The organism is Streptomyces sp. NPDC038707 (genome assembly GCF_040636485.1).
In the GTDB taxonomy this organism is placed as follows: domain Bacteria; phylum Actinomycetota; class Actinomycetes; order Streptomycetales; family Streptomycetaceae; genus Streptomyces.
The window spans coordinates 203,078-228,028 of sequence record NZ_JBEZUP010000001.1 but is presented as its reverse complement, the minus strand read 5'-3'; the positions used below and the strand labels follow the sequence as shown (position 1 = coordinate 228,028).

Below are 24,951 nucleotides of genomic sequence, written 5' to 3'. Positions count from 1 at the left end.
GCCGCAGGGCGGGCACCCGCACGGCAGGGTGGTGCGCACGGGTGACCCGGCCGGCCCGCGGGCGGTTTGGGCGCCGCGCCGGCGGAGAAACGTCAATCCGTGCGGAGCACCGATCAGGAGGCGCCGGACGGCCGGCGGCGGACGCTGATCGTCAGCGCGAGCATGGGCGCCGGTCACGACACCGTGGCCGCCGAACTCGCGCGCCGGGCCGCGGCCCGCGGCGGCCGGGCCCAGGTGGTCGACGTGCTGCGGCTGCTGCCGTACGGCCTGGGCACCGGGCTGCGCCGCGGCTACCAGGCGTCGGTACGCCACCTGCCCTGGCTGTACGCCGGGGTCTACGGCGCGTTCCTGCGCGAGGGGCGCGGCCCGCGGCCCAGCGGGGTGCCGCTGGCCCGGCTGGCCGGGGAGCGGCTGACGGACCTGGTGGACCGGTCGCGCCCCGACGTGGTGGTGTCCGTCTTCCACCTGGCCGCGCAGCTCACCGGGCACCTGCGGGACCGGGGGGCGCTGCGGGTGCCCAGCGCCGTGTTCCTGCTGGACTTCGCGGTGCACCGGCAGTGGCTGCACCCGGGCAACGACCGGTATCTGTGCCTGACGGACACGGCGGCGGCGCGGGTGCGCCGGACGCTGGACACCCCCGTGGTCACCACCGGGCCGGTGGTCGCGCCCGTCTTCCGCGCGCCGGCCCCCGGCGCGGACCGGTGGCGGGAGCGGTTCGCCGCGCGGGCACCCGGCCGGCCCCCGGTGCTGCTGTCCGCCGGTGCCTGGGGCGCGGCGTCGCGGCCGGAGGCCACCGCCCGGCTGCTGGCGGGGGCGGGCTGGCTGCCGGTGGTGCTGTGCGGCCGCAACGAGCGGCTGTACGCGCGCATGTCCCGGGAGCCGGCCGCGCTGGCCCTGGGCTGGGTCGACGACATGCCCGGGCTGCTGGCGGCGGGGCACGCCCTGGTGGACAACGCGGCCGGCCAGACGGCCGTACAGGCGCTCGCGGCGGGCCTGCCGGTGGTCGCCCACCGCCCGCTGCCCGGCCACGGCGCGGACGGTGTCCGCCGGATGGCCGACCTCGGCCTGTGCGTCCTCGCCCCGGACGGCACCGCGCTCCTGACGGCCCTGGACGCCCTCCGCGAGGGCACCCGGGAACGCGCCGCTCAGGTGGCCCGGGGGCAGGCGCTGTTCCGCGGTGACGCCCTGGAGAGCCTGACGGACCTGTGACTGGAGAGCCTGGCGGACCTGTGAGGCGGGCGGTGCCGTGCTCGGCAGGGGCACCGTGGAGGGCTCGCCCGGCCACCGCGCCGGTGCGGCGGAGGGGGTCTCCCGTCTCCCCGGCACCAGCACGGCAGAGCCGCCGTCGCCGCGACCCGTCACCCCCCGGCCACGCGCTCCGGTACGGCGGGCCGGGATGCGGGCGGTGCCGGGGCCGTGCCGTGTTCGCGGAGGGGGCCGACCGTCAGGCCGGCCTCCCGGCAGTCCTCGACGATGGCGGGGAGGGCGCCGAGCGCCGCGTGCCAGCAGCCGGGGGCCGAGTACCGGTCCGCGTCGTGCAGCAGCACGGTGCCGCCGCCCCGCAGGTCCGCCGCGACCCGGGCCCGGACGGACCCCGGTGTGGCGTCGGCCGTCCAGTCCCTGCCCCACGCCGACCACAGCACCGTACGCAGCCCGGCCCGGCGGGCGGCCCGCCAGCGGGTCGCGGTGAGGATGCCGTACGGCGGGCGGTACCAGCGCGGGCGCCGGCCGGTGAGGTCGTGGACCACGCGGACCGTCCGGGCCACCTCCTCGGCGTCCCGGGCCAATGTGGGCCGCCACGGCCGGTCGTGGCGCCAGCCGTGCACCCCCAGCTCGTGCCCGCGCCGCGCGGTCTCGCGGACCAGCCCGGGATGGCGCACCGCGTACTCGCCGACCACGAAGAAGGTGGCCCGCGCCCCGAGCCGGTCCAGCTCGTCCAGGAACCGGGGGGTCGACTCCGGATCGGGCCCGTCGTCGAAGGTGAGCGCGATGTGCCGGACGTGGCCGGTGCCGGCGAGACCCGGGAAGATCAGCGGCCGCAGCCCCGGCAGCCAGCTGGCCGCCGGGACGATCTGGGCCGCGGCGGCGCCGGCCGGCAGCAGGGCGACGGCCGTCCGCCAGGAGCGGCCGGACACGGAGAACATCGGTGGACCTACCTCCTCGGTGTGCGGGGAAGGGCGGTGGCGGAGCCGGGGGACGCCTGCGGATCGCCGGTGTCCCACTCCCCGCCGACGGACGGGGCGCGGGCGAGACCGAGGCTGCCCGCGCCGATCAGGGCGACGCCCAGCGCCTCGGGCAGCACGCGCAGGCCCAGCTGGATCGTCTCGGCGAACAGCACCCAGCCCAGGATGACGCTGCCGAGCGCGTCGCCGAGGGTGAGGGCGGGCTGGGAAGCCGTGAGCGGACCGGCGGCCAGCGCGCCCTGGAGGAACAGGAAGGCGCCGAGGCCGGCGGCCGCCGTGGCGTACGGCGACCAGTGCCCGAACATCGCCGCGGGCCCGTCCGCAAGCCGGCCCACGGCCTCCTTCAGCAGCGCCGCCGTGGCGGCGAAGCACAGCGCCGAGGCCAGGCCGAGCAGCATGGCCCGGGAGGCGCCCCGGACCGGGCGGGCTGCCAGCCAGAGCAGGACGACGGCACCGAGCACCCCGCCGCCGCCCAGCAGCCAGGCCCCGGGCCGCGCGGTGCCCCGCCCGGCGGTCGGCGCGGCGGCCAGCAGGAACAGGGCCAGCCCGCCCGCCAGCGCGACGAACGCCAGCCAGGTCCGGGCGTCGGGGGGGCGCCGGAAGACGGCGCTGCCGACGGCGAGGGTGAACAGCAGCTCGGCGGCGAGCAGCGGCTGGACCAGGGACAGGCTGCCCGTGGCCAGCGCCCCGGCCTGCAGCAGGCCGGACAGCAGCAGCAGCGCGGCACCGGCCAGCCAGACGCGGCGGCGCAGCAGCCGGGGGATCCGGCGCAGGATGGACAGCCCGGGCCCGTCGTCCTGGTCCGTCCGCTCCGTCTCCTGCACGGCGGCCCGGCGCTGGAGCACCGAGGCGGACGCGTTGGCCAGGGCCGCGAGCAGGGCGAGCAGCACCGTGACCGCGGTCATGGCCGCTCACCCGAAGCGGGCGGCGAGCCGCCGGTAGAGTCCGGGCGCGGCACCGCGCACCAGGGCGGGCAGCCGGAGCCACCCGGGGACGTACACCTCGTCCCGGCCGTGCCGTACGGCGGCGCACACCGCGTCCGCGACGCGCTCGGCGGGTACCGGCCGGGGCCAGGACCGGGTGTAGGGCAGGCCCCGCCGGTCGAAGAAGGGCGTGTCGACCACGCCGGGGACGACATGGCTGACGCCGACCCCGGTGCCGCGCAGCTCGTACCGCAGGGAGTCGGCGAAGGTGCCCAGGGCGGCCTTCGCCGCGGAGTAGACGGCCTCCCCGCGCACGCCCACGCTGCCGGCCAGGGATCCGATGAGGACGACGCGACCCGAGCCGGCGGCGACCATGGGGGGCAGCAGGGCGCGCACCAGACGCACGGTGGCCAGCAGGTCGACGCCCACGATCTCGTCGATGCGCGCGGCGGGCATGCCGGTGAAGTCGCCCGCCCAGCCGACGCCGGCGCCCGCCACCAGCAGGTCGAGCCGCCCGAGGTGGTCCAGGGCGAGGTCGGCGAGCCGGCGGTCGGCGCCGGGCCGGGCGAGGTCGCCGGGCAGTGCGACCGCGCCGGACTGGGCGGCCACCTGCTCCAGTCGGGTGACGTCGCGGCCGTTCAGCGCGAGCCGCCAGCCGCCGTCGGCGGCCAGCCGGCGGGCCACCGCCGCGCCGATGCCCGAGGAGGCGCCCGTCACCAGGGCGGCACCGCCCCGGCCGGACCGGCCCCCGGGCGGGTGGGCGGCGCGCTGCTGGTGGGCCGGGGCCGGCCGGGTGCCGTGGGACGGTCCTGCGGGAGACGGGGCATGGGACATGTGACGACCTCACTGCGACGGCGTACGGGCTCGCGGACTGTGGGGGCCGAACCCTCGGGGTGTATCCAGGGCGCCACACCCTGAAACACCGCGCACGACGAGTACCGCGCGGCCGGTCCGGCCGTGGGGTCGCCGGGGCGGCGCGGGAAGCCGCGCCCCGCCGGGTCCGGCAGCGGCGTCGCCGAGGGCTGCCGGAGGCTTGGGACGGCGGTGCCGGGTAACTCGCAGGGGAGATCACCCAACGGCGGAAAGGAGAGGTCATGCCGGGCGGGAACGGCCGTGACGAACACGGGAACGGGCAGGAGTCGGCCCTGGAGGAGGTGCTCCGGGAGGTCGAGGAGGCCGGGAGGCGCGACGAGGACAAGGCCTCGGGGGAGGCCGGGGACGCCATCACCCCGAACACCGGGGCGCAGGAGCAGGCGGACGGGGACTGAACCGGCCGGGCGGAACACGCCCGGGCCGCTCACCGGCGGGCCGCGAGGCGGTCCGGGCGCGCGGGCCGCTCAGCGGCCCGACGGGCCCGGGCGGGCGGCCCGCTCAGCCAGCCGGCGAAGCCGCCGAGCCCGGCCGCCGACCGGCATCCCCCGCAGGCAACCCGCCGTCGCCCCAGGGGCCGGGCCGGGTACACGAGCCAGCCCCTCGGCCGACACCCCGGGCAGAAAGCCACACCACCGGCCACAAAACCGCCGAGCCCCCGAACCCGGCCGCCAGCCGACAATCCCCGCAGACAACCCCACCGACGACCCACGGGCCGGGTACACGAGCCAGCCCCTAGACCGACACCCCAGGCAAAAAGCCACACCACCGGCCACAGAGCCGAGTCGCCGAACCCGGCCGACGACCGACAATCCCCGCAGACAACCCCACCGACGACCCACGGGCCGGGTACACGAGCCAGCCCCTCGGCCGACACCCCAGGCAAAAAGCCACACCACCGGCCACAGAGCCGCAGAGCCCCCGAACCCGGCCGACGACCCCCGCAGGCGACCGCGGCGTCGGCCGGGGGGCCGGGTGCGTGAGCCGGGCCGTTGATCGACGGCCGGCCGGGTACACGGGCCTCATGAACCACCACCCGCGAGAACCCCGGCTGCCCCGTCCCCGAGGCCCCCTGTCCACCGCGCTGATCGCCAACCTGCGCGGCACGGGCCCGCTCCCCCGCCCCGCCGACGCCGGGGCCGCGGACCCGTACGGCGACGACCTCCAGCTCGCCCTGTACGTGTGCTACGAGCTGCATTACCGCGGCTTCGCCGGCGTGCCGGCGGAGCGCGAGTGGGACCCGGAACTGCTGCGCGTACGGGCCGCGCTGGAGGAGCGCTTCCTGGCCGCGCTGCGCGCCGACACCCCGGTCCACGACAGCCTGGACGAGGCGCTCGGCGCCCTGCTGGTCGAGCCGGCCGAGGGCGCGGGGGTCGCGGGTTTCCTGCACGAGGAGGGCGAGCTGTGGCAGGTGCGCGAGTACGCGGCGCTGCGCTCGCTGTACCACCTGAAGGAGGCCGACCCGCACGCCTGGGTGCTGCCGCGGCTGTGGGGACGGGCGAAGGCGGCGATGGCCGCGGTGGAGTACGACGAGTTCGGCGGCGGCCGGGCCGACCGGGTGCACGCGCGGCTGTTCGCCGACCTGATGACGGACCTCGGCCTGGACACCTCCTACGGCCGCCACCTGGACGCCGCCCCTGCGGAGATGCTGGCCCTGGTCAACCAGATGTCCCTGTTCGGTCTGCACCGCGAGCTGCGCGGCGCGCTGGTGGGCCATTTCGCCGAGGTGGAGATCACCTCCTCGCCCGCCTCGCGCCGGCTCGCCGAGGCGATGCGCCGCACCGGGGCCGGGCCCGCCGCGGAGTTCTTCTACGACGAGCACGTGGAGGCGGACGCGGTGCACGAGCAGGTGGTCCGGCACGAGGTGATCGGCGGACTGCTCGCCGAGGAGCCGGAGCTGGCGCCGGGCATCGCCTTCGGGATCGACGCCACCGAGTACCTGGAGGACCGGCTGGCCCGGCGGCTGCTGGCCGACTGGCGGAGGGGGCGTACGTGCCTGCGGGTGCCCCTGGGAACGACGGGACGGCCGAAGTCGGAGCGACGGATTTCCCATACATCCTGAGACGAGGGGCATTCGGGTTACGTGAACCTTTTGCTGCTTCCGGGCGTGTACGCCCCCCAGGACGACACGGAGATGCTCGCGGAGGCCCTGCGCGAGGAGGCCCCGCCCCCCGGTGCGCGCGTACTGGACGTGGGCACCGGAAGCGGGGCACTGGCCCTCGCGGCGGCTCGGCAGGGCGCCGAGGTGACCGCGGTGGACGTGTCCCGGCAGGCGGTGTGGACGGCCCGGCTGAACGCCTGGCTGAGCCGGCTGCCGGTGCGCATCCGGCGCGGCAACCTCTTCGCCCCGGTCCGGGGCCGCGCCTACGACCTGATCCTGGCGAACCCGCCCTATGTCCCGGCACCCGAGGACGGGCGCGGGCCGCGCGGGCGGGCCCGCGCCTGGGACGCGGGAGGCGACGGGCGGCTGCTGCTGGACCGGATCTGCCGGGACGCCCCGGCGCTGCTGCGGCCCGGGGGGCTGCTGCTGATCGTGCACTCGGCGCTGAGCGGTCCCGACCGCACCCTGGAGCTGCTGCGGGCGGCGGGCCTGACCGCCGAGGTGGTGCGGCGCCGCCGGGTCCCCTTCGGCCCGGTGCTGCGCTCCCGGGAGGACTGGCTGCGCCGGCGCGGGCTGCTCGCGCCGGCCGAGGACAAGGAAGAGCTGGTGGTCATCCGTGCCCAACGACCCCGCTGACAGCGCGCCGCGCGAACCGGCCGGCGAGGCACCGGGAGACCCCGCCGTGCCCGCCCGGCGGGTCACCGTGCAACGGCGCGGGCCCCTCCTGATGGAAGGGCCCGTGGAAGTCGAGCTGGAGGACGGGACCACGGTCCGTTCGGACCGGTTCCGCGTCGCTCTGTGTACCTGTCGGCGCAGCCGCCGCTACCCCTGGTGCGACACGAGTCACCGGCGCAGGGCGAACCCGCCCCGTTGAAACCGTACGTTTTTCGCCGCTCCCCGGACGGCCCCCCACGGACCGGCCGGGGAGCGGCTGTGGTGCCCGGAGCCGGCGGGCGGCCCCACTCCGCCCGCCTGCCCCGGTGCGAGATCGCAGGTTCCCCGACCCAGGGGGCCGCACTCCCCAGTTGCGGGCCTGATCCGGTGGTCACCGGGCTCCCTGCGATCCCGGTCCTAGAACGCGAAGAGGCTGCCGCCGACGGCATCCCGCATGCACGCGTTGCTGAAGGTGTGCTCGTAGGAGACGCGCTGCCCCTGCCAGACACCCTGGGCCGTGACCACGACGGGGTCGTACACCTTGGTGCACATCACGCCGTCGGCGTCCTTCAGGGCGTCGAGGTCGCCGTCCAGGCCGCGCAGTTCGGCGCAGGCGTCGGCGGGGGCCGGGTGGGTCCCGGAGGGCGTCGGGGCGCAGCTCAGGGTGACGGCGCGCTCCGGAGTGGCCGTGGCCACGTCGTTGCCGTGGCCGGTGGTGAGCACCAGTGCCGAGGGGGCGTAGAGCGACGACGGGGCGGCGCCCGGTGCAGCGACGGCGGCCCCGGTCAGGGGTCCGCAGACTGCGGCGGCCGTGAGGCCGAGGGCCGCTGCCCAGCGCGCGGTGTTCCGCATTGTGTGCTTCCTTCCGCTCGATCGGACGAGTTGCCGGCTCCGGCCCGGTCGGGTGCCGGAGCGGCGTGCGCCACTCTGCCGAGTCCACCGCGGAAACTCACATCGAACGCATGGGTTTCAGTAACCTTTCGTGTTGAATCAGTGGCGCGAAGTCACGGAAACCGAGCGCCGGGACCCCGTAACAGAGCGGTTCCCCGATGCCGGGACCGGCCGGATGGCCGAAAAGCAGCGCGTCGTTAATCGTCCTGAAACATTCCGGCTGCGACCGCTCCAAGTCCCTTCATGACTCCCCGTGTTCATGAAGTGATCACCGAATGGTCGGTTCCCGTCCGGGCCGGATGCCGGAGCCGTACGGCCGCGTGCGCCCCGTGTGAAACGGGCGCACGCGCCGGCCGGACGCGCACGCTGCCGAAGGGCGCGTTCCGGTAGTGGACTGGCGGTCCGGTCCTCCCCGGCAGACCCCGCCCGGCCGGTGGCTCCGGCGGCTTCCCCCGCCGGCCGGGCGGGGTCAGATCTGCCAGGAACGGAGCCGGTCGGCGGCGCCGTAGACGTCGGTCTTGCCGGAGATCAGGTCCCGCGCGAGGTCGACCAGGGCGCCGTAGGGCGGGTCGATGCCGGCGCCGCTGACGAACATGTAGGCGACGGCGGTGGCGCAGGCGAAGCGGGCGTTGGCGGCGGGCAGCGGCTTGAGCACGGCGAGGGTGTGCAGCAGCGCGGCGGCCCGCCAGGCCGCGTCGGAGTCGACGCCGAGCCGGGGCGGGTCCACCCGGTGCCGGGCGACGGCCGCGACCAGTGCCGAGAAGTCGTCCACGGCGGGCTGGTCGGGCAGGACCTCCTCGTGCCGCTGGAGCAGCCAGGGGACGTCGATGTGGATGACGGAGGACATCGGTCAGGCGGCCTCGCCCCGGCGGGGGCGCTCGTCGTCCGGGAAGGCCGCCGCGAACTCCTCGGCGTGGCCGGCGAAGAAGCGGCGGAAGGCCTCGGCGCCCTCCTGGAGGGCGCGGTGCCGGGCGATGTCGGCGGCGGCGGCCTCGCGGACCAGTGCCTTCATCGACGTACCGCGCTCCTTGGCGATCTGGCGCAGGTCCTCTAGTTCCCGTTCGCTGAACTCCACGTTGAGAGCTGGCATGCCCTCACGGTACCGCGCGGGTACTCACGCGTAAATATCCCCAGGTGGGACGCGATGCCGCCCGGTACCGCCCGCCCTTACGCCACGAGTGCGACGATGCGCACCGCCCCCTCCGGGCGGCCCGGGCGGGCGCTGGTCAGGGTCAGCCGCAGACGGGAGCCGCGGACCGGGTCGAAGGTGATGACGGTGGGGCTGTCGGAGGCGGTGGCCCACTCCACCCGCACCCCGGTCGCCGGGACGTAGGCGTGCCCGTCCCACACCGCGACCTCGACTCGCGCGGGCAGGCTGTGGCCCGCGTCGGCCGTGAAGGAGACGGCCACCCGGTCGAAGGTCCGGGCGCGCCCGAAGTCGACCGACACCCAGTCCTCGGGCCGGGCCCCGTCGAACGCGGGCAGCAGCGCGGTGGCCTGCTTGACGAAGGCGTTGGACCAGCCGGTGGCCGGATCGCCGTCCAGCATCGCGGCGGGCGGCGTGTCCGGGCGGCCCGAGTAGCTCGCGTCCGCGTACGGGTGGCCGGGCGGCGCCGGGTGGCCGGACCGGAACACCGCGGGCTCGGTGGTGGCGGCCGGGCCGGCCGGGGTGGTGTGCAGGCGGACGGTGCCCGGGCGCAGGCCGTCCGCCCGGGCGGTGACCTTCAGGGCGCCGGGCCGCGCGCCGGACCGGACGATGGCGAGGGCCTTGCCGTGGAAGGCGGTGCGGGTGCTCGCCTGGTAGCGCTCGGCGCTCTCCTGGCGGCCGTTGTCGACGCCGGCGAGGGAACCGCCCGAGACGTCGAAGGCGATCAGGTGTGCGGCGTCCGGCACCACGACCCCGTGCGCGTCGGTGATCTCCGCGGTGACGAAGGCGAGGGAACGGCCGTCCGCGGGGAGGGACCTGCGGTCGGCGGTGAGGCGTACGGCGTGCGGGGCGCCGGCCGTGTGCAGGACGTCACTGGCGACGACCTTGCCGTCCCGCCGGGCCACCGCCCTCAGCTCCCCCGGCCGGTACGGCACCTTCCAGGTCAGGTGGAGTTTGCCGGCGCTGCCGCCGGGGCTGGTGTAACTGCCCGGGTAGGGACCGTCGGTGAAGGTCTTGTCGTCGCCGGTGGCCTCGGTGGTCTCCAGGTACGTGCGGCCGTCGGTGGTCCTCTTGACGTCGAACTCCCGTACCCCGAGGGACTGTCCGTCCAGGAACAGCTCGACCGTGGGCACGTTGGCGTACGCCCACACCTCGACGGTGTCGCCCTCCTCGTGGTTCCAGCTCATCGGCAGCAGATGGACCATCGGCTCGGTCGTCCACTGGCTCCTGAACAGGTGGTACATGTCCTTGGGGAAGCCGGCCGTGTCGACGGCGCCGAAGAAGGACGCCTTCACGGGGAAGACGTCGTACGGGGTCGGTTCGCCGATGTAGTCGATGCCGGACCACAGGAACTGGCCCGCGAACCACTTCCGGTCCCGGTCCTTCTTGTGGCCGTACTCGCCGCTCATCGTCCAGGAGGCGAGGTTGTTGTCGTAGGAGGAGACCTCCCGCCTGCCCGGCGTGTGGTTCTCGCCGGTGTTGAGGTGCTCGGGCTCCTGGTAGGTGCCCCGGGTGGAGGTCTCCGAGGAGGACTCGGACTCGAAGAGGAAGAGGTGCGGGTAGGCGGCGTGCAGGGCGTCCACCGACTTGGCCGTGTTGTAGTTGAGGCCGAGGCCGTCCAGTTTGGCGAGCATCAGGTCGGCCGCCGAGCCCTTGGCGGGCGGCCGCCGGTATTTGTCGGAGCCGATGACGAGCGGCCGGGTGTCGTCGGCGGCCTTGATCGCGCCGATGATCCGGTCCGCCATGGCCAGGCCCGCGGTGGAGGTGGAGTCGGGGATCTCGTTGCCGATGGACCACAGCACCACGGCCGGCGAGTTGCGGGCGGCCAGGACCATCTCGGTGGCGTCCCGCTCGCACCACTCGTCGAAGAACCGGCCGTAGTCGTACCTCGTCTTGCCGGTGCGCCAGCAGTCGAAGGCCTCCACCAGCAGCACGATGCCCAGTTCCTCGCAGACCCGGATCACCTCCGGGGCGGGCGGGTTGTGCGAGGTGCGCAGGGCGTTGACGCCCATCGACTTCATGATGCGCAGCTGCCGGCGGACGGCGTCGGCGCTGACCGCGGCCCCGAGGGCGCCCTGGTCGTGGTGGAGGTCGACGCCCTTGATCTTGGCGGGGGCGCCGTTGAGGGAGAAGCCCTCGTCGGGGTCGAAGCGGAAGGTGCGGATGCCGAAGGGGGTGCGGCAGGTGTCCGTGGTGCGGCCGGCCACGCGCAGTTCGGTGTGCAGGGTGTAGCGGTGTCCCGGGGTGGCGAAGTCCCACAGCAGGGGGTCCGGAACGGTCAGTTCGTGGGTCGCGGCGGACTCCCCGGCGGCGGCGACGGCGACCGCGGTGGCCGTACGGGCCACGGTCCGGCCGTCGGGCGCGGTGATCCGGGAGCGGATCTCCACCTCCGTGGCGGCACCGGAGTCGTTGCGCGCGCTCGTGCGCACCCGGACCAGCGCCCGGCCCGGGGAGACGTCGGGCGTGGTGACGTGGGTGCCCCAGCGGGCCACGTGCACCGGGTCGGTGATCACCAGGCGGGCCTCGCGGTAGATGCCGCTGCCGGAGTACCAGCGGCTGCTGGGCAGTTGGTTGCGCACCCGGACCGCGAGGACATTGGGCGTGCTGCCGTCGGTGTGCACCAGATCGGTCAGGTCCAGGGCGAAGCCGGTGTAGCCGTAGGGGTGCCGGCCCGCCTCGGTGCCGTTGCAGTAGACGTGGGCGTCCATGTAGACGCCGTCGAACTCCACCGAGATCCGCCGGCCGGCCCAGGCGCGCGGGAGGGTGAAGGCGAGCCGGTACCAGCCGAGGCCGCCGGGGAGGAAGCCGGTGCCGCTGGTGGTGTTGTGCTCGGTGGTGGGGGTCTGCTCGATGCTCCAGTCGTGCGGAACGGCCACCGCGCGCCAGGCCGAGTCGTCGTAGCCGGGGGCGGCGGTCCGGGCCGGGCCGCCGGTCGGGTCGGTGGCGCCGACCGGGTCGGCCAGGAGGAACCGCCAGCCGTCCCGCAACGGCACGGTGTGGCGTCCGCCGGCGCCGGACGCCCCGGCGGCGAGGGCGGCCGGGGCCGCCGCGAGGACCGGGAGCGTTCCGGCCGCGGGCGCTGCCGCGGCTGCCACCAGGACCGACCTGCGCGTGACCGTCATACGCGGCTCTCCCCACTCAGAACTGCTCAGAATTGATCGGGACCAAACAGATTCTGACGTCCTGCTCCACGCGATCGTCAAGAGTCCGGACGTGTCCGGCTGTCTCCGGCCGTGAGCAGGCCGGATGTGACCGGTGACCGAGCCCGACCGTGTTCGACCGGTCGGCCGTCCGGCCCCGGCGCCGTCGCCCGCCCACGGGCATCACGCACTACGCTGGAACACGAGTGGTGCCACCTGTTCACCGAGAGTGTGCGCTGGGGAGCGGCGACGATGAGCCGGGTCTATCCGTTCGACGACACGGGCACGGCCCGGGCGGTCGTCGGCGACGACGGCACGCTCGTGGAGTGGAACGAGGGAGCCGTCCGCCTGCTCGGCCACCCGCCGGACGCCGTCCTCGGCCGCCCCGCCGGCGCCCTGCTCGCCGCCGGCCCCGCCCCGGCCGCGCCCGCCGGCCCGCGCTGGGAGGGCACCGTCGCGCTGCGCCACCGCGACGGCCGTACCGTCTCCGTGTGGCTGCTCGCCCACCACCGCCCGCCGCGCGACGGCCGGCCGGGCGACTGGCTCGTGGTCACCCCGCTCGCCGGCAGCGAGCCGCCCGCCGCCGACGACCCGCTCGCCGAGGCGGGCCTGATCCAGGCCCCCTGCGCCATCGCCGTGTACGACGACCGGCTGCGGCTGCGCCGGATGAACGAGACGATGGCCGCCGTCGTCGGACTGCCCGAGGAACGGGTGAGGGGGCTGCGGATCGCGGAGATCGGCGGCAAACCGCAGACCGACGAACTGGAAGGGGACCTGCTCAGGGTGCTGACCTCGGGCCGCCCGCTGGACGTGCAGGCCTTCCTGCGCACCGGCGGCGAGGACCGGGCGCACGCCTGGCTGGTCCGGTTGGCACCGGTGCGGGACCGGGCGGGCCGGGTGCGGGGCGTGTCCATGGCCGCGCACGACATCACCGACAGCCACCACGCCCGCCAGCGGCTCCAACTGGTCAACGAGGCCAGTGTGCGCGTCGGGACCACGCTGGACGTCACCCGTACCGCCCAGGAGCTGGCGGACGTGTGCGTGCCCGCGCTCGCCGACTTCGTCACCATCGACCTGCTCGACCCGCGGGACGGCTCGGGCGAGCCCCCGGCCCGCGTCACCGCGCCCGTGCGGCTGCGCCGGATGGCCCAGCAGTCGGTGCTGCCCGGTGTCCCGGAGTCGGCGGTCGGCCTCGGCCGGACGGAGCAGTACCCGCAGGCGTCCCCGCGGGCCGACGCGCTGACCACGGGCCGCACCGTCACCGGCCTCCCGGTGCCCGGCGCCGCCGGCCAAGGGCCGGCCCGGCACGACGGGCACGGCACGCGGGAGCGGGAGTTCGGCGTCCACTGCTCGATGGCGGTGCCCATCCAGGCGCGCGGACTGACCCTCGGGGTCGCGGTGCTGTGCCGGCACCGCCGCCCGGACGCGTTCACCCCGGACGACGTGCTGCTGGCCGAGGAGATCACCGCGCGGGCCGCCGTCTGCATCGACAACGCCCGCCGCTACTCGCGCGAGCGGGAGACGGCGCTCGCGCTCCAGCGCAGCCTGCTGCCCCGCTCGCTGCCGCGGACGGCCGCGCTGGAGGCATGCTCCCGCTATCTGCCGGCCGCCCGCGCCGGGGTGGGCGGCGACTGGTTCGACGTGATCCCGCTGTCCGGGATGCGGGTCGCGATGGTCGTCGGTGACGTGGTCGGGCACGGCATCCGGGCCTCGGCCACCATGGGCCGGCTGCGCACCGCCGTGCGCACCCTGGCGGACATCGACCTGGCCCCGGACGAGCTGCTGACCCACCTGGACGACCTGGTGCTGCGGCTCTCGGACGAGTCCGGGACCGCGAGCGCCGACGAGGCGGGCAGCCCCGGCGAGGTCGGCGCGACCTGCCTGTACGCCGTCTACGACCCGGTGTCCCGGCGCTGCACGCTGGCCCGCGCCGGGCATCCGCCGCCCGTGGTCCTGGAGCCGGGCGGCCCGCCCCGCGCGCTGGACCTGCCCGCCGGTCCCCCGCTGGGCCTGGGCGGGCTGCCCTTCGAGTCCGCCGAGGTGGAGCTGCCGGAGGGCACCGTCCTCGCGCTGTACACGGACGGGCTGGTGTGGTCCCGGGAGCGGGACCCGGAGACCAGCCGGGAGATGCTCCACGCGGCGCTCGGGGCGTACGCCGGATCGCTGGACGAGACCTGCGACCGCGTCCTGCACGCCCTGCTCCCCTACGGCGGCGCGCCCGACGACGTGGCGCTGCTGCTGGCCCGCACCCAGGTTCTGCCCGCCTCACAGGTGGCGACCTGGGACATCCCGGCCGACCCGGCGCTGGTCGCACCGGTCCGCAAGCAGGTCGTGGAACAGCTGTCCGACTGGTCGCTGAGCGAGGCGTCGTTCACGACCGAGCTGGTGGTCAGCGAACTGGTCACCAATGCCATCCGGTACGGCTCCCATCCCATCCGGCTCCGGCTGATCCACGACGCGTCCACGCTGACCTGCGAGGTCTTCGACGCCAGCCACACCGCCCCGCATCTGCGCCGGGCCAAGGTCTTCGACGAGGGCGGCCGGGGCCTGCTGCTGGTCGCCCAGCTCACCCAGCGCTGGGGCAGCCGGCACACGTCGGAGGGCAAGACGATCTGGGCCGAGCTGCCGCTGTTCGAACAGGACCGGTAGTCCCGGCCGCAGGCGTGGGAGCGACTACGCCGGCGGGATGACGGCGATACGGCCGACGGCGTACCGCGTTCGCCGCGCGTGGCCTGAACGGCGCCTGCATGGGGGCGAAATGGGGAAAAGAACCCGCGTGCCCCGAACTTTTCCGGCGGTCCGCGCATCGGACGGGGAGAACGGCGCACCCGGCGCCCCAGGCACGCCCCCCGGTCGCGTGCCACGACCCTTCAGGAGTGTTGAGCGACATGGTGCACACCCCCCGGTCCGCGCGGCGCGGGGCCCTGCTCGTGAGCACGGCCGCCGCACTGGGCCTGCTGGCCGGCTGCGGCGACGGCGGCGGCGACGCCGTCCGCGCCGATCCGCCGGCCAGTTCCTCCGGTACGGCCGCCTCCGCACGGGAGACCCCCAGCCCCCCGGCCTCCGCCCCGGCCGCCCCCTCCGTGCCCGTCCGCACCGCCTCCTCGGCCCCGCCGAGGACGACGGCGCCCTCCGGCGGCGCGCCGGCCGCGCCCGCGACGAGCGCGGCCGGCTCCCGCTGCCACACCTCCGAGCTGCGGGCCTCGGTGGGCCGCAACGACCCGGGCGCCGGGCAGGAGAACTTCCCGGTGGTGCTCACGAACACGTCCGGCCGCACCTGCACCCTGCGCGGCTATCCGGGCGCGGCCTTCGTCAGCGCCTCCGGCGGTCAGCTCGGCGCCGACCCCGGGCGCACACCGGACACCCCGGTCACCGTCACGGTCCGGCCGGGGCAGAGCGCCTGGGCCGGGCTGACGTTCTCCAACCCGCAGGTCAGCGGGGCGAGGCCGGCCACCCCGGCCGCCCTGCTGGTCACCCCGCCGGACGAACGCGACCCGCTGCGGGTGCGCTGGCCGGGCGGCCCGGTCCCGGTCTCCGGCAATGCCTCCGCCGCCCGGCTGACGGTCCTCGCCCCGGGCACGGGACCCTGACCGGGCCCTCACCGAGCCCCTGACCGGTCCCCGGCCGCCGGTCTGTTTACATGGGCGGGCAACCCCGATGATCACTTCGGAAGGACCCGCCCTGAACACCCCGCTCGCCGCGGCCCTGTCCGCCGCTCTGCTGGTCGCCGTGCTGGCCTGGGCCGTCGTACGGCCCTTCGGGTGGCCGGAGGCGGCCATGGCCGTGCCCGCCGCCGGGATCGCGGTGGCCACCGGCGCCATCTCCCTCGCACACGCCCGGGCCGAGGCCGAACGGCTCGGGCCGGTGGTCGGCTTCCTGGCGGCGGTGCTGGTGATCGCCCACTTCTGCGACGTGGAAGGGCTGTTCCAGGCGTGCGGGGCCTGGACGGCCCGGTGGGCGGCCGGCCGGCCGGTACGGCTGCTGACCGCCGTGTTCGCGCTGGCCTCGGCCATCACCGCCGTCCTCAGCCTGGACGCGACGATCGTGCTGCTCACCCCGGTGGTGTTCGCCACGGCCGCGCGTAGCGGCGTACGGCCCACACCGCATGTGTACGCCTGCACGCACCTGTCGAACACCGCCTCGTTGCTGCTGCCGGTGTCCAATCTGACGAACCTGCTGGCGTTCGCGGCGAGCGGGCTGAGCTTCACCCGGTTCGCGGCGCTGATGGCGCTGCCGTGGGTGGCCGCGATCGGCGTCGAGTACCTGGTGTTCCGGCGGTTCTTCGCCCGCGACCTCGCCGCGGCGGCCCCGGCGGACCGGGCCGCCGGCACCCCGCCGCGGCTGCCGCTGTTCGCCCTGGTGACGGTGGGCTGCACACTGGCCGGGTTCGTGGTGGCGTCGCTGTTCGGCGTCGAACCGGCCTGGGCGGCGGCCGGGGGCGCGCTGGTGCTGGCCGGGCGGGCGCTGGTACGGCGGCGGGCGACCCCGCTGACGGTCGTACGGGCGGCGGCCCCGGCCTTCCTGGCGTTCGTCCTGGCCCTGGGTGTCGTGGTGCGCGCGGTGGTCGACAACGGGCTCGCGGACGTGCTGGGGCATGTGGTGCCGGACGGCACCGGGCTCGTCGCGCTGCTGGGGACGGCCGCCCTGGCCGCGCTGCTGGCCAACCTGATCAACAACCTGCCCGCGGTGCTGGTCCTGCTGCCGCTGGCGGCCCCGGCCGGTCCGGGCGCGGTCCTCGCGGTGCTGCTCGGGGTGAACATCGGCCCGAACCTCACCTACGCCGGTTCGCTGGCGACGCTGCTGTGGCGGCGGATCGTGCACCAGCACGAGCACCAGGTGAACCTCGGGCAGTTCACGCGGCTCGGTCTGCTCGCCGTGCCGTCGTCCCTCGCGGTCGCGGTGGTGGCACTGTGGGGATCGTTGCGGGTTCTCTGAAGGTTGTCCGAGGGACGAGCGGGTTCCGCCGCGCGAACGCGCGCGGCGGCGGGAGGTGCGGCGGATGCGGGTGATCGCCTGGCTGGTGGAGGGCACCTGGCCGGCCTGCGTGGACGCGGTGCGCGCGCACGCGCCGCGGGCCGCCGAGGTGGTGCTGCTCCATGTGAGCGGGCCCGAGGTGCCGGCGGTGGCGCACGGGGCCTTCGACGGGCTGCTGGGCCGGGGCCACCGGCCGGGTCACCGTCCGGCCGAGGGCTGGGAGCGGGATCCGGGGGACCGGCTGGAGGCGCTCGGCGGCACGTCGGCGTCCGCGCTGCTGGACGCGGCGGCCCGGCGGCTGGGCCGGCCCTGCGTCCGCGAGGAGCGGTCGGGCCGGGCCGAGCGGGAGGTGGTGGCGGCCGCGGCGGGGGCGGGGCTGCTGGTGCTGGCGCGGGACGGGGACCGGTCCCGGCTCGGGCCGAGGAGCCTCGGCCCCGCCGTCCGGTTCGCCGTCGACCACGCGCCCTGCCCGGTCCTGCTGGTGTGGCCGGAACCGGCCCCCGGCCTCACCACGATCCCGCCCCCGCCCCCGCACCACCGGGAGTGAACCGGCGGCCCGGCGGGAAGTCCCGTCCCCGCTCGGCGCGTTCCCACCGGACGGCCCCGCGCGGCGGTCAGTGGCCGCTGACCGCGCGCGGCGTGTACGGCTGCTGGAGCTCCTCCAGCTCCGCGTCGCTCAGCTCCAGTTCCACCGCGGCCACCGCGTCCTCCAGGTGCCGCGGCTTGGCCGCGCCGACGATCGGTGCCGTCACGGTGGCCTGGTGCAGCAGCCAGGCGAGGGCCACCTGGGCGCGCGGCACGCCCCGGCCGGCCGCGATCCGGGTGACCGCCTCGACGATCGCGCGGTCGCTCTCCAGGTACAGCCCGCTGCCGAAGGCGTCGGTGGCGCTGCGTCCGGTGACCGTGCCCCAGTCGCGGGTGAGCCGGCCGCGGGCGAGCGGGCTCCACGGCAGCACGCCGACCCCCTGGTCCGCGCACAGCGGAAGCATCTCCCGCTCCTCCTCGCGGTAGAGCAGGTTGTAGTGGTTCTGCATGGACACGAACTTGGTCCAGCCGTGCCGCTCGGCGGTGTACTGCGCCTTGGAGAACTCCCACGCGTACATCGAACTGGCCCCGATGTAGCGGACCTTGCCCGCCTTGACCAGGTCGTGCAGCGCCTCCATCGTCTCCTCGACCGGGGTGGCGTGGTCGTAGCGGTGGATCTGGTAGAGGTCGACGTAGTCGGTGCCGAGGCGGCGCAGGCTGTGGTCGATCTCGGTCATGATGGCCTTGCGGGACAGACCGGCGCCGTTGGGGCCCGGCCGCATCCGGCCGTTCACCTTCGTGGCCAGCACGATCTCGTCACGGCGGGCGAAGTCCCGCAGGGCCCTGCCGACGATCTCCTCGCTGGTGCCGTCGGAGTAGATGTTCGCGGTGTCGAAGAAGGTGACGCCCGCCTCCAGCGCCTGCCGGATCAGCGGACGGGACGCCTCCTCGTCGAGGGTCCACTCGTGCGTGCCGCGGTCCGGCACCCCGTACGTCATACAGCCCAGACAGATCCGCGACACGTCCAGGCCCGTCGAACCGAGCTTCACGTACTGCATCGTTGCTGCTCCTGCCGTCGAGACGATGATCAGGAGCGAGCCTACGACGTGGCCCGGGACCCGACTTGACGACGGGAGCACACGGACGCTTTGATCCTGGAACGTGCCGCGCCGCCCGGCGTGGGCAGGATGGAGCGGACGTGCCCCCGATGGCTGTTCTCCGCGCCCCGGGGCCGCGCAGGGCCCTGGGCGCCTTGGCGGCGGCCCTGGCCGTCGCGGTGCCTGCGCTGGCCGGCTGCACCTCCGGCGACCGGGACGAAGACGGTTCCGGCAAGCCCGCCGCGGTGCGGCTGCCCCCGAAGGGCGCCGGCTTCGACTACCAGATCGGCGGCGCCTATCCTCCGCCCGAGGGCGTGCGCGTGGTCAGCCGCGACCGCTCCGACTCCCCCGCCCGGGGCCTGTACAACATCTGCTACGTCAACGCGTTCCAGTCCCAGCCCGCCGAGCGTTCCTCCTGGCCGGCCGATCTGCTGCTGCGCGACGCGCGCGGCAGGCTCGTCATCGACGAGGACTGGGACGAGCCGCTGCTGGACATCCGCACCCCGGCCAAGCGGAAGCGGGTGGCCGAGCGGGTGAACGGCTGGATCGACGACTGCGCGGACAAGGGTTTCGACGCCGTCGAGCCCGACAACTACGACAGCTACACCCGCTCCGGGGGGCTGCTCGGTACGGCCGACGCGACCGCGTTCATGAGCCTGCTGTCCCGGCACGCGCACGCCCGGGGGCTGGCCATCGCGCAGAAGAACACCGCGGAGCTGGCCGGGCTGCGCGAGCGGGCCGGGCTGGACCTCGCGGTGACGGAGGAGTGCGGCCAGTACGACGAGTGCGGGGTGTACGCCAAGGCGTTCCACGACCGGGTGGTGGACATCGAGTACACCGACCGCGGCCTCGACGCGGCCCGGGCCCGCTGGGGCGGCCGGCTGAGCATCGTCCGCCGGGACCGGGACGTGTCCACCCCGGGCAGCGCGGCCTACGTCCGCGCCGTGCGGTAGCGGAGCGGACGGCGGTACGGCGGCCGTGGCCGCCGTACCGTCGTGCCCTCAGGCGGTGCGCTCGCGCACGCTGATCGCGCTGACCGGGCAGGCGCGGGCCGCCTCCCGGGCCATCGGGTCGGTGACGCCGTCCTCCTGGCCGGGCAGCAGCGTGCTGTAGCCGTCGTCGTCCTGGGTGAAGACGCCCGGCGCCGCCAGCGCGCACTGCCCGGCGCCGATGCAGACGTCCTTGTCGATGTCGATGTCGATGTGCATGAGCGAAGCCTCTTACCAGGTCACGGGGAGTTCCAGCATCCCCTGGATCGTGTCGCCCGGTTTGAAGGGGATCTCCTCGGCCGGAGCGGCGAGACGCAGCCCGGGCAGCCGGGTGAACAGGCTGCCGAGAGCGATCTCCAGTTCCGCGCGGGCCAGGTTCTGGCCCAGGCACTGGTGGATGCCGAAGCCGAACGCCAGGTGGTGCCGGTCGGCACGGTGGAAGTCCAGGTCGTCGGGGCCGTCGTAGACGGCCGTGTCCCGGTTGATCACGGAGGTGGAGAAGAGGACGCCCTCGCCGGCCCGGATGGTGGTGCCGTCGACCTCGATGTCCTCCAGCGCCACCCGTTGCAGCCCCTCGGCGATGGACAGCATCCGCAGCAGTTCCTCGACGACGGCGGGCAGCAGCGTGGGGTCGGCACGCAGCTCGGCCAGCCGGTCGGGGTGCTGGAGCAGGGTGTAGGTGCCCAGGGAGATCATGTTGGCGGTCGTCTCGTGCCCGGCGACCAGCAGGATCACGGCGAGTGACACCAGGTCGGCCCGGTCCAGCTCGCCCTCGCGGAGCCGGTGGTGGACCAGGTCGTCCAGGATGCCGTCGCCGGGCTGGGCCTCCTTGGCCTTGGCGTCGATCAGCTCGCCGAGGTACTCCTCCAGCCGGTCCCGGGCGTCCACGGTGTCCTCGCCGGTCGGGCCGCGCAGCAGCCGGCGGGACTGCTCCTCGAAGAACTCGTGGTCGGCGTAGGGCACGCCGAGCAGTTCGCAGATGACCATGGACGGCACGGGCAGCGCGAAGGCGGACACGAGGTCGGCGACCGGCCCCCGGGCGATCATCGCGTCCAGCAGTTCGTCGACGATCCGCTGGATCCAGGGGCGCTGCGCGGTGGCGCGCTTGACGGTGAACGACGGGATCAGCATCCGGCGCTGCTGGTGGTGCTCGGGGTCGTCCAGTCCGAGCAGGGCCAGCTTGCGGTAGCGGCCGACCTCGAAGCGGGGCGTGGGCACCGGGAAGCCGTCACGGCGGCGGTCGGTGGACAGCCGGGGGTCGGCGAGCAGGGTGCGGGCGGTGGCCTGTGCGGTGACGGCCCAGACCTCGCGGCCGTCGTAGAGGGTGACGCGGGACAGGGGGTGCCCGTCGCGCAGCGGGTCGTATCCGGTGGGGGGATGGAAGGGGCAGGTGCGGTCCTGGGGGAATGCGACGGGGTCGGCCTGGGCAGCCGGGCCGGTGATGTCCGTCAGTTCCGTCATGGAAAGACCTCGCAGACGAATGGAGGTGCGTCGTGCCGATCTTCATTAGATGCCCCAGGCATCTATAGGTCGACGGGAAGTTCGGCCACTTCCGCGGCCTTCGTCATCTGGCCGGAGTACCCCGGCTGCGAGGGTCGGGAACCGGCCACTCCCGCGAGCGGCACAGGGGGATGTTTCCCTCCCGCGCGCGGTACGGATGTTTCCGGCGGCCGCGGTGGTTGACAGCCGTGGTGATGGTCCGCCGGACGGATGAAAGGAATCGGATCCCATGCCTCTTGAGGGCGAGTACGAGCCCAGCCCGGAACAGTGGGTGCGCGACCAGGTCGAGTTGTACGAGAGTTCGGGCGGGACGAAGGGGACGACGCTGCGTGACACCGGACTGCCGGTGATCGTGCTGACCACGCGGGGCGCGAAGAGCGGGAAGCTCCGCAAGACCCCGCTGATGCGGGTGGAGCACGAGGGCCGGTACGCGGTGGTCGCCTCCTTGGGCGGTGCGCCCAAGCATCCGGTCTGGTACTTCAACGTCAAGGCCGACCCGCACGTCGAGTTGCAGGACGGCCCGGTGAAGCGGGACATGCGGGCCCGCGAGGTCACCGGGGCGGAGAAGGCCGACTGGTGGGAGCGGGCCGTGGCCGCGTACCCGTCGTACGCCGACTACCAGGAGAAGACCTCCCGGGAGATCCCCGTCTTCGTGCTGGAACCCGTCGACGGGGACTCCCCCGGCGAGAGCTGATTTCCGGCCGGGGACCGCTGCGTTTCAGAAAAATCTGTTTCCGGAACGTGTGAACCGGCCCGGCTCCGGGCACTCGTCGTTCAGGCCCCGCCGCGTTCCCCCGTCGCGGCGGGGCTTTCCCGTGTCCCGCCCGCGCGCCGGTCCGTGACGTCGAGAAACACCTGTCCGGCGTCGGGGAACGTCCGGGTGAGGGACCGCTTGATCCGGTCGGCGACCTCCTCGACGCGTTCGCTGTCCAGACCCGGCACCAGGTCGACGCGGGCCGCGACGAGCGTGGAGTCCAGGCCCAGCTTCATGGTGAACAGCGCCTCCACGCTGTCGATCTCCGGCTGCGCCCGCAGCAGCGCCCGGATCCTGCCGCTCAGCTCCGGGTCGGCGGCCTCCCCGATCAGCTGGTCGCGGGCGTCGCGGCCGAGCCGGTAGGCGACGTAGACCAGCAGCACGCCGATGGCCAGCGAGGCGGACGCCTCCCAGACGACCTGCCCGGTCACCATGTGCAGGGCCATGCCGATCAGGGCGAAGGTCACGCCGAGGACCGCCGTGCCGTCCTCGGCCACCACCGTCCGCAGCGCGGGGTCGCGCAGCCCGCCGAGGCCGCCGCCCTGCCGCCGCACCTGGTACAGGGCCCGCAGCAGCGAACCGGCCTCGGCGGCCAGCGCCACGCCCAGCACGATCAGGCCCGCCACATAGCCGCTGAACTCCTCCTCGGCCCCGCCGCGCAGCGCCTCGATGCCCTGGAAGAAGGAGAAGCAGCCGCCCATGACGAAGATGCCCACGGCGGCGAGCAGGGACCAGAAGAAGCGTTCCTTGCCGTACCCGAACGGGTGCCGGGTGTCCGCCGGGCGGCGGCTGCGGCGCAGGGCGGCCAGCAGGAAGACCTCGTTGAGGCTGTCGGCGACCGAGTGCGCGGCCTCCGACAGCAGCGCGGGTGATCCGGCGAGGACCCCGCCGGCCCCCTTGGCCACGGCGATCACCAGATTGGCCGCGAGCGCGACGAGGACGGTGACGCGGGTGGAACGGTCGCCCTCGGCTCCCGGGCCGGCGCCGGTGTCACGGCCGGTGGGCCCGCTGCCGGTGCCCTGAGGGGTCCGTGGGCCGGCGTGGGGGCCGGGGTGACGGGCGGCGTGGCCGTCGGCGCCCGGGGCGGTGTGCCGGCCGGTGCCGTGCCCGGGGTGCCCCTCGGGGCCGGCGTGGCCGCCGTCCGCGTCCCTGCGGTCCGGCGGGCCGCCGGGCCCGGCATGGGGCCGTGGCCCGTCCGAAGGCGCGCCGTGGGCCGTTCGGTGGGCATTGCTGCCGGCCGTCCGCGCGGCCGTCGTCTCCCGGTTCGAGGATGTTCCGCTCACCTCTCGCCGACTGCCCCCGACCGGGCGGCTCACACCGTGCGGGCCGCGCGAAACGGGGAACGCGTGGGCCAGGGGGACCGGCCGGCGAGGAGGAGACAATGGGCGGCGACGGCAACAGCGCCTACGGACACCGGACGTTCACCAGGTCCCGGAGCCACTTCGACGACCGGATCACCGCCGACGGCCGGGACGGCTGGCCGGTGGCGGCGGGCCGCTACCGGCTGGTGGTCTCCCGCGCCTGTCCCTGGGCGAGCCGGGCGGTGATCTCGCGCCGGCTGCTGGGGCTGGAGGACGCGCTCTCGCTGGCGGTCGCCGATCCGGTCCAGGACGACCGGAGCTGGCGGTTCACCCTGGACCCGGACGGCCGGGACCCGGTGCTCGGCATCCGGTTCCTGAGCGAGGCCTACGACCAGCGGGAGCCCGGTCATCCGGGCGGGGTCAGCGTGCCCGCGATCGTGGACGTACCCAGCGGGCGGCTGGTCACCAACGACTACCAGCGCCTCACCCTGGACCTGGCCACCGAGTGGACCGCCCTGCACCGCCCCGGCGCGCCGGACCTGTACCCGGCCGGCCGGCGCGCGGAGATCGACGAGGTGATGGCCGAGGTGTACGAGGACGTGAACAACGGGGTGTACCGGGCCGGGTTCGCCACGCACCAGCGGGAGTACGAGGAGGCGTGCGCGGCCGTCTTCCGGCGGCTGGAAATCATCGGTGAGCGGCTGTCCGGGCAGCGTTATCTGGTCGGCGACACCCTCACGGAAGCGGACATCCGGCTGTTCACCACCCTCGTCCGGTTCGACGCCGTCTACCACGGCCACTTCAAGTGCAACCGCTGGAAGCTGGCGGAGCACCCGGTGCTGTGGGCGTACGCCCGTGACCTGTTCCAGACGCCGGGGTTCGGCGACACGGTCGACTTCGACCACATCAAGCGGCACTACTACCAGGTGCACACCGGCATCAACCCCACCGGGATCGTGCCGCTCGGCCCGGATCTCGGCGGCTGGCTGACCGAGCACCACCGGGCGGAGCTGGGCGGGCGGCCGTTCGGTGCCGGCTCCCCGCCCGGACCGGTGCCGTTGGGCGAACGGGTGGCCCCCCGGGGACGGCCCGCATGAGGACCGCCCGACGAGGAAGGAGTCACACATGGCCAAGAAAGACAAGCACAAGAAGCAGAAGCTCCCGCTCGTGTACCAGCCGTTCGGATTCGCGCTGAGCTGGGCGGGCGGCGCGCTGGCCGGGCTTGCGTTCCGCAAGGCGTGGAAGGCGATCCGGCACGAGGACGACGCCCCCGACGCGCTCGACCAGGACCGCGGCTGGGGCGAGATCCTGCTGGCGGCGGCGGTCCAGGGGGCGATCTTCGCAGTGGTCCGCAGCGCCGTGGACCGCACCGGCGCGAAGGCCATCGCCCGCTCCACGGGCGTCTGGCCGACGACGGACAAGGGCGGCCGGGACTGACCTTCCCCGGCGCGGAGCGCCGGCCCGGCCGCCGCCCGAGGGGCGGCCGGGACCGGCCGGCCAGTCCCGGCCGGGGTGATCGGCAGGCGGCGCGAAGGCGGACCAGCCCTGACCGGCGGCGCCGCCCCCGCCGGCCGGACCACGACAGACACGCCGAAGCCGACCGGAACTGACCGGCAGACACGGCGCACCCGACCGGGACCGGCCACCGGACACGGCAAAGCCAGCCCAGACCGACCGGCAAGCACGGCCAAGACCACCCGGACCGACGACAGACACGGGCACAGGCGGCCCGGGCCGACCGGCGGACGCGGCCAAAGCGGCCCGGACCGGCCAGCGGGCACGGCAAAGACGGCCGGGGCCGGTCGGTGGGCCGTCCGGGGGGCCGTGGTGGGGTGGGGGCGTGGTACGGACCAGCCGGCCACGTCCCCGTCGCGTCGCGGGCCCGGTGGGCCTCCGGCCGCC

24 protein-coding genes are annotated in these 24,951 nt (G+C 75.1%); 13 read left to right on the top strand and 11 right to left on the bottom strand.

The window, feature by feature from the left end; genetic code table 11:
* The first annotated feature begins 162 nt into the window (after positions 1-162).
* A complete protein-coding gene (locus tag AB0E62_RS01205; protein ID WP_362186924.1) occupies positions 163-1,209 on the top strand; it encodes a galactosyldiacylglycerol synthase in 1,047 nt (348 codons plus the stop codon).
* 149 nt (positions 1,210-1,358) lie between these two features.
* Here AB0E62_RS01205 and AB0E62_RS01200 read toward each other — a convergent pair whose 3' ends face one another.
* From AB0E62_RS01200 to AB0E62_RS01190, 3 genes are read right to left on the bottom strand one after another with little or no spacing between them, the layout of a single operon-like run.
* The gene (locus tag AB0E62_RS01200) at positions 1,359-2,144 is read right to left on the bottom strand and encodes a polysaccharide deacetylase family protein (RefSeq protein WP_362186186.1); all 786 of its coding nucleotides are present in this window, start codon (positions 2,142-2,144) and stop codon (positions 1,359-1,361) included.
* Between the two features lie 8 nt (positions 2,145-2,152).
* Entirely contained in the window at positions 2,153-3,088 is a 936-nt protein-coding gene (locus tag AB0E62_RS01195; RefSeq protein ID WP_362186184.1) for a DMT family transporter, read from the bottom strand.
* A gap of 6 nt (positions 3,089-3,094) precedes the next feature.
* Entirely contained in the window at positions 3,095-3,940 is an 846-nt protein-coding gene (locus AB0E62_RS01190; protein ID WP_362186181.1) for an SDR family NAD(P)-dependent oxidoreductase, read from the bottom strand.
* Positions 3,941-4,200: 260 nt separating this feature from the next.
* Here AB0E62_RS01190 and AB0E62_RS01185 point away from each other — a divergent pair, with 260 nt between their 5' ends.
* The 4 genes from AB0E62_RS01185 to AB0E62_RS01170 all read left to right on the top strand — a co-directional run bounded on the left by AB0E62_RS01185 (position 4,201) and on the right by AB0E62_RS01170 (position 6,951).
* Positions 4,201-4,374 carry a hypothetical protein gene (locus tag AB0E62_RS01185; RefSeq protein WP_362186178.1) on the top strand — a complete coding sequence of 58 codons (174 nt, stop codon included), beginning with the start codon at positions 4,201-4,203 and terminating at the stop codon, positions 4,372-4,374.
* A 626-nt stretch (positions 4,375-5,000) separates the two neighbouring features.
* The gene (locus AB0E62_RS01180) at positions 5,001-6,038 is read left to right on the top strand and encodes an iron-containing redox enzyme family protein (RefSeq protein WP_362186175.1); all 1,038 of its coding nucleotides are present in this window, start codon (positions 5,001-5,003) and stop codon (positions 6,036-6,038) included.
* Positions 6,039-6,059: 21 nt separating this feature from the next.
* Positions 6,060-6,713 carry a HemK2/MTQ2 family protein methyltransferase gene (locus tag AB0E62_RS01175; RefSeq protein ID WP_362186172.1) on the top strand — a complete coding sequence of 218 codons (654 nt, stop codon included), beginning with the start codon at positions 6,060-6,062 and terminating at the stop codon, positions 6,711-6,713.
* A 46-nt stretch (positions 6,714-6,759) separates the two neighbouring features.
* Positions 6,760-6,951, top strand: a complete 192-nt coding sequence (locus tag AB0E62_RS01170; protein WP_362186921.1) for a CDGSH iron-sulfur domain-containing protein — start codon at positions 6,760-6,762, stop codon at positions 6,949-6,951.
* A 197-nt stretch (positions 6,952-7,148) separates the two neighbouring features.
* Here AB0E62_RS01170 and AB0E62_RS01165 read toward each other — a convergent pair whose 3' ends face one another.
* The 4 genes from AB0E62_RS01165 to AB0E62_RS01150 form a co-directional block, all read right to left on the bottom strand.
* A complete protein-coding gene (locus tag AB0E62_RS01165) occupies positions 7,149-7,583 on the bottom strand; it encodes a subtilase-type protease inhibitor (RefSeq protein WP_362186169.1) in 435 nt (144 codons plus the stop codon).
* Positions 7,584-8,091: 508 nt separating this feature from the next.
* Complete coding sequence (locus AB0E62_RS01160) at positions 8,092-8,469, bottom strand: toxin Doc (RefSeq protein ID WP_189988967.1); 378 nt, start codon at positions 8,467-8,469, stop codon at positions 8,092-8,094.
* 3 nt (positions 8,470-8,472) lie between these two features.
* Entirely contained in the window at positions 8,473-8,712 is a 240-nt protein-coding gene (locus AB0E62_RS01155) for a hypothetical protein (protein ID WP_344348827.1), read from the bottom strand.
* A 77-nt stretch (positions 8,713-8,789) separates the two neighbouring features.
* A complete protein-coding gene (locus AB0E62_RS01150) occupies positions 8,790-11,891 on the bottom strand; it encodes a glycoside hydrolase family 2 TIM barrel-domain containing protein (RefSeq protein WP_362186165.1) in 3,102 nt (1,033 codons plus the stop codon).
* Positions 11,892-12,161: 270 nt separating this feature from the next.
* Here AB0E62_RS01150 and AB0E62_RS01145 point away from each other — a divergent pair, with 270 nt between their 5' ends.
* The 4 genes from AB0E62_RS01145 to AB0E62_RS01130 all read left to right on the top strand — a co-directional run bounded on the left by AB0E62_RS01145 (position 12,162) and on the right by AB0E62_RS01130 (position 17,430).
* Positions 12,162-14,558 (top strand): SpoIIE family protein phosphatase, encoded by a 2,397-nt coding sequence (locus AB0E62_RS01145; RefSeq protein WP_362186162.1) that lies wholly within the window; start codon positions 12,162-12,164, stop codon positions 14,556-14,558.
* Positions 14,559-14,797: 239 nt separating this feature from the next.
* The gene (locus tag AB0E62_RS01140) at positions 14,798-15,499 is read left to right on the top strand and encodes a DUF4232 domain-containing protein (protein ID WP_362186159.1); all 702 of its coding nucleotides are present in this window, start codon (positions 14,798-14,800) and stop codon (positions 15,497-15,499) included.
* 67 nt (positions 15,500-15,566) lie between these two features.
* Entirely contained in the window at positions 15,567-16,844 is a 1,278-nt protein-coding gene (locus tag AB0E62_RS01135; RefSeq protein ID WP_362186156.1) for an SLC13 family permease, read from the top strand.
* Between the two features lie 64 nt (positions 16,845-16,908).
* Positions 16,909-17,430, top strand: coding sequence for a universal stress protein (locus AB0E62_RS01130; RefSeq protein ID WP_362186153.1), 522 nt, complete (start codon positions 16,909-16,911; stop codon positions 17,428-17,430).
* 67 nt (positions 17,431-17,497) lie between these two features.
* On the opposite strand, the gene AB0E62_RS01125 is transcribed toward AB0E62_RS01130, so the two are convergent.
* Positions 17,498-18,466: an aldo/keto reductase gene (locus AB0E62_RS01125; protein WP_362186150.1), complete on the bottom strand. Its 969-nt coding sequence runs from the start codon at positions 18,464-18,466 to the stop codon at positions 17,498-17,500.
* Positions 18,467-18,615: 149 nt separating this feature from the next.
* Here AB0E62_RS01125 and AB0E62_RS01120 point away from each other — a divergent pair, with 149 nt between their 5' ends.
* Positions 18,616-19,458 carry an endo alpha-1,4 polygalactosaminidase gene (locus AB0E62_RS01120; RefSeq protein WP_362186147.1) on the top strand — a complete coding sequence of 281 codons (843 nt, stop codon included), beginning with the start codon at positions 18,616-18,618 and terminating at the stop codon, positions 19,456-19,458.
* Positions 19,459-19,506: 48 nt separating this feature from the next.
* Here AB0E62_RS01120 and AB0E62_RS01115 read toward each other — a convergent pair whose 3' ends face one another.
* Both AB0E62_RS01115 and AB0E62_RS01110 read right to left on the bottom strand, forming a co-directional pair.
* Positions 19,507-19,713: a ferredoxin gene (locus AB0E62_RS01115; RefSeq protein WP_362186144.1), complete on the bottom strand. Its 207-nt coding sequence runs from the start codon at positions 19,711-19,713 to the stop codon at positions 19,507-19,509.
* Positions 19,714-19,725: 12 nt separating this feature from the next.
* Positions 19,726-20,955, bottom strand: coding sequence for a cytochrome P450 (locus AB0E62_RS01110; RefSeq protein ID WP_362186141.1), 1,230 nt, complete (start codon positions 20,953-20,955; stop codon positions 19,726-19,728).
* A 268-nt stretch (positions 20,956-21,223) separates the two neighbouring features.
* Between AB0E62_RS01110 and AB0E62_RS01105 the strand changes: the two genes are divergently transcribed.
* On the top strand, positions 21,224-21,688 hold the full coding sequence (locus tag AB0E62_RS01105; RefSeq protein ID WP_362186138.1) for a nitroreductase family deazaflavin-dependent oxidoreductase: 465 nt from the start codon (positions 21,224-21,226) through the stop codon (positions 21,686-21,688).
* Positions 21,689-21,768: 80 nt separating this feature from the next.
* Here the strand turns inward: AB0E62_RS01105 and AB0E62_RS01100 are convergent, their stop codons facing one another.
* Positions 21,769-23,031, bottom strand: a complete 1,263-nt coding sequence (locus AB0E62_RS01100; RefSeq protein ID WP_362186136.1) for a cation diffusion facilitator family transporter — start codon at positions 23,029-23,031, stop codon at positions 21,769-21,771.
* A gap of 98 nt (positions 23,032-23,129) precedes the next feature.
* On the opposite strand from AB0E62_RS01100, the gene AB0E62_RS01095 reads away from it, so the two are divergent.
* Together AB0E62_RS01095 and AB0E62_RS01090 are read left to right on the top strand one after the other, a co-directional pair.
* A complete protein-coding gene (locus AB0E62_RS01095; RefSeq protein WP_362186133.1) occupies positions 23,130-24,146 on the top strand; it encodes a glutathione S-transferase C-terminal domain-containing protein in 1,017 nt (338 codons plus the stop codon).
* Between the two features lie 28 nt (positions 24,147-24,174).
* A complete protein-coding gene (locus AB0E62_RS01090) occupies positions 24,175-24,486 on the top strand; it encodes a DUF4235 domain-containing protein (RefSeq protein ID WP_362186131.1) in 312 nt (103 codons plus the stop codon).
* The last annotated feature ends 465 nt before the right edge of the window (positions 24,487-24,951 follow it).

Excerpts from the sequence above, each read along its gene's own strand:
- AB0E62_RS01200 (WP_362186186.1), bottom strand. The coding sequence starts at position 2,144 with ATGTTCTCCGTGTCCGGCCGCTCCTGGCGGACGGCCGTCGCCCTGCTG.
- AB0E62_RS01130 (WP_362186153.1), top strand. The coding sequence starts at position 16,909 with ATGCGGGTGATCGCCTGGCTGGTGGAGGGCACCTGGCCGGCCTGCGTG.
- AB0E62_RS01105 (WP_362186138.1), top strand. The coding sequence starts at position 21,224 with ATGCCTCTTGAGGGCGAGTACGAGCCCAGCCCGGAACAGTGGGTGCGC.
- AB0E62_RS01090 (WP_362186131.1), top strand. The coding sequence starts at position 24,175 with ATGGCCAAGAAAGACAAGCACAAGAAGCAGAAGCTCCCGCTCGTGTAC.
- AB0E62_RS01140 (WP_362186159.1), top strand. The coding sequence starts at position 14,798 with ATGGTGCACACCCCCCGGTCCGCGCGGCGCGGGGCCCTGCTCGTGAGC.
- AB0E62_RS01095 (WP_362186133.1), top strand. The coding sequence starts at position 23,130 with ATGGGCGGCGACGGCAACAGCGCCTACGGACACCGGACGTTCACCAGG.
- AB0E62_RS01185 (WP_362186178.1), top strand. The coding sequence starts at position 4,201 with ATGCCGGGCGGGAACGGCCGTGACGAACACGGGAACGGGCAGGAGTCG.
- AB0E62_RS01195 (WP_362186184.1), bottom strand. The coding sequence starts at position 3,088 with ATGACCGCGGTCACGGTGCTGCTCGCCCTGCTCGCGGCCCTGGCCAAC.
- AB0E62_RS01145 (WP_362186162.1), top strand. The coding sequence starts at position 12,162 with ATGAGCCGGGTCTATCCGTTCGACGACACGGGCACGGCCCGGGCGGTC.
- AB0E62_RS01120 (WP_362186147.1), top strand. The coding sequence starts at position 18,616 with ATGGCTGTTCTCCGCGCCCCGGGGCCGCGCAGGGCCCTGGGCGCCTTG.
- AB0E62_RS01155 (WP_344348827.1), bottom strand. The coding sequence starts at position 8,712 with ATGCCAGCTCTCAACGTGGAGTTCAGCGAACGGGAACTAGAGGACCTG.
- AB0E62_RS01180 (WP_362186175.1), top strand. The coding sequence starts at position 5,001 with ATGAACCACCACCCGCGAGAACCCCGGCTGCCCCGTCCCCGAGGCCCC.
- AB0E62_RS01125 (WP_362186150.1), bottom strand. The coding sequence starts at position 18,466 with ATGCAGTACGTGAAGCTCGGTTCGACGGGCCTGGACGTGTCGCGGATC.
- AB0E62_RS01110 (WP_362186141.1), bottom strand. The coding sequence starts at position 20,955 with ATGACGGAACTGACGGACATCACCGGCCCGGCTGCCCAGGCCGACCCC.
- AB0E62_RS01165 (WP_362186169.1), bottom strand. The coding sequence starts at position 7,583 with ATGCGGAACACCGCGCGCTGGGCAGCGGCCCTCGGCCTCACGGCCGCC.
- AB0E62_RS01135 (WP_362186156.1), top strand. The coding sequence starts at position 15,567 with ATGATCACTTCGGAAGGACCCGCCCTGAACACCCCGCTCGCCGCGGCC.
- AB0E62_RS01150 (WP_362186165.1), bottom strand. The coding sequence starts at position 11,891 with ATGACGGTCACGCGCAGGTCGGTCCTGGTGGCAGCCGCGGCAGCGCCC.
- AB0E62_RS01205 (WP_362186924.1), top strand. The coding sequence starts at position 163 with ATGGGCGCCGGTCACGACACCGTGGCCGCCGAACTCGCGCGCCGGGCC.
- AB0E62_RS01160 (WP_189988967.1), bottom strand. The coding sequence starts at position 8,469 with ATGTCCTCCGTCATCCACATCGACGTCCCCTGGCTGCTCCAGCGGCAC.
- AB0E62_RS01190 (WP_362186181.1), bottom strand. The coding sequence starts at position 3,940 with ATGTCCCATGCCCCGTCTCCCGCAGGACCGTCCCACGGCACCCGGCCG.
- AB0E62_RS01115 (WP_362186144.1), bottom strand. The coding sequence starts at position 19,713 with ATGCACATCGACATCGACATCGACAAGGACGTCTGCATCGGCGCCGGG.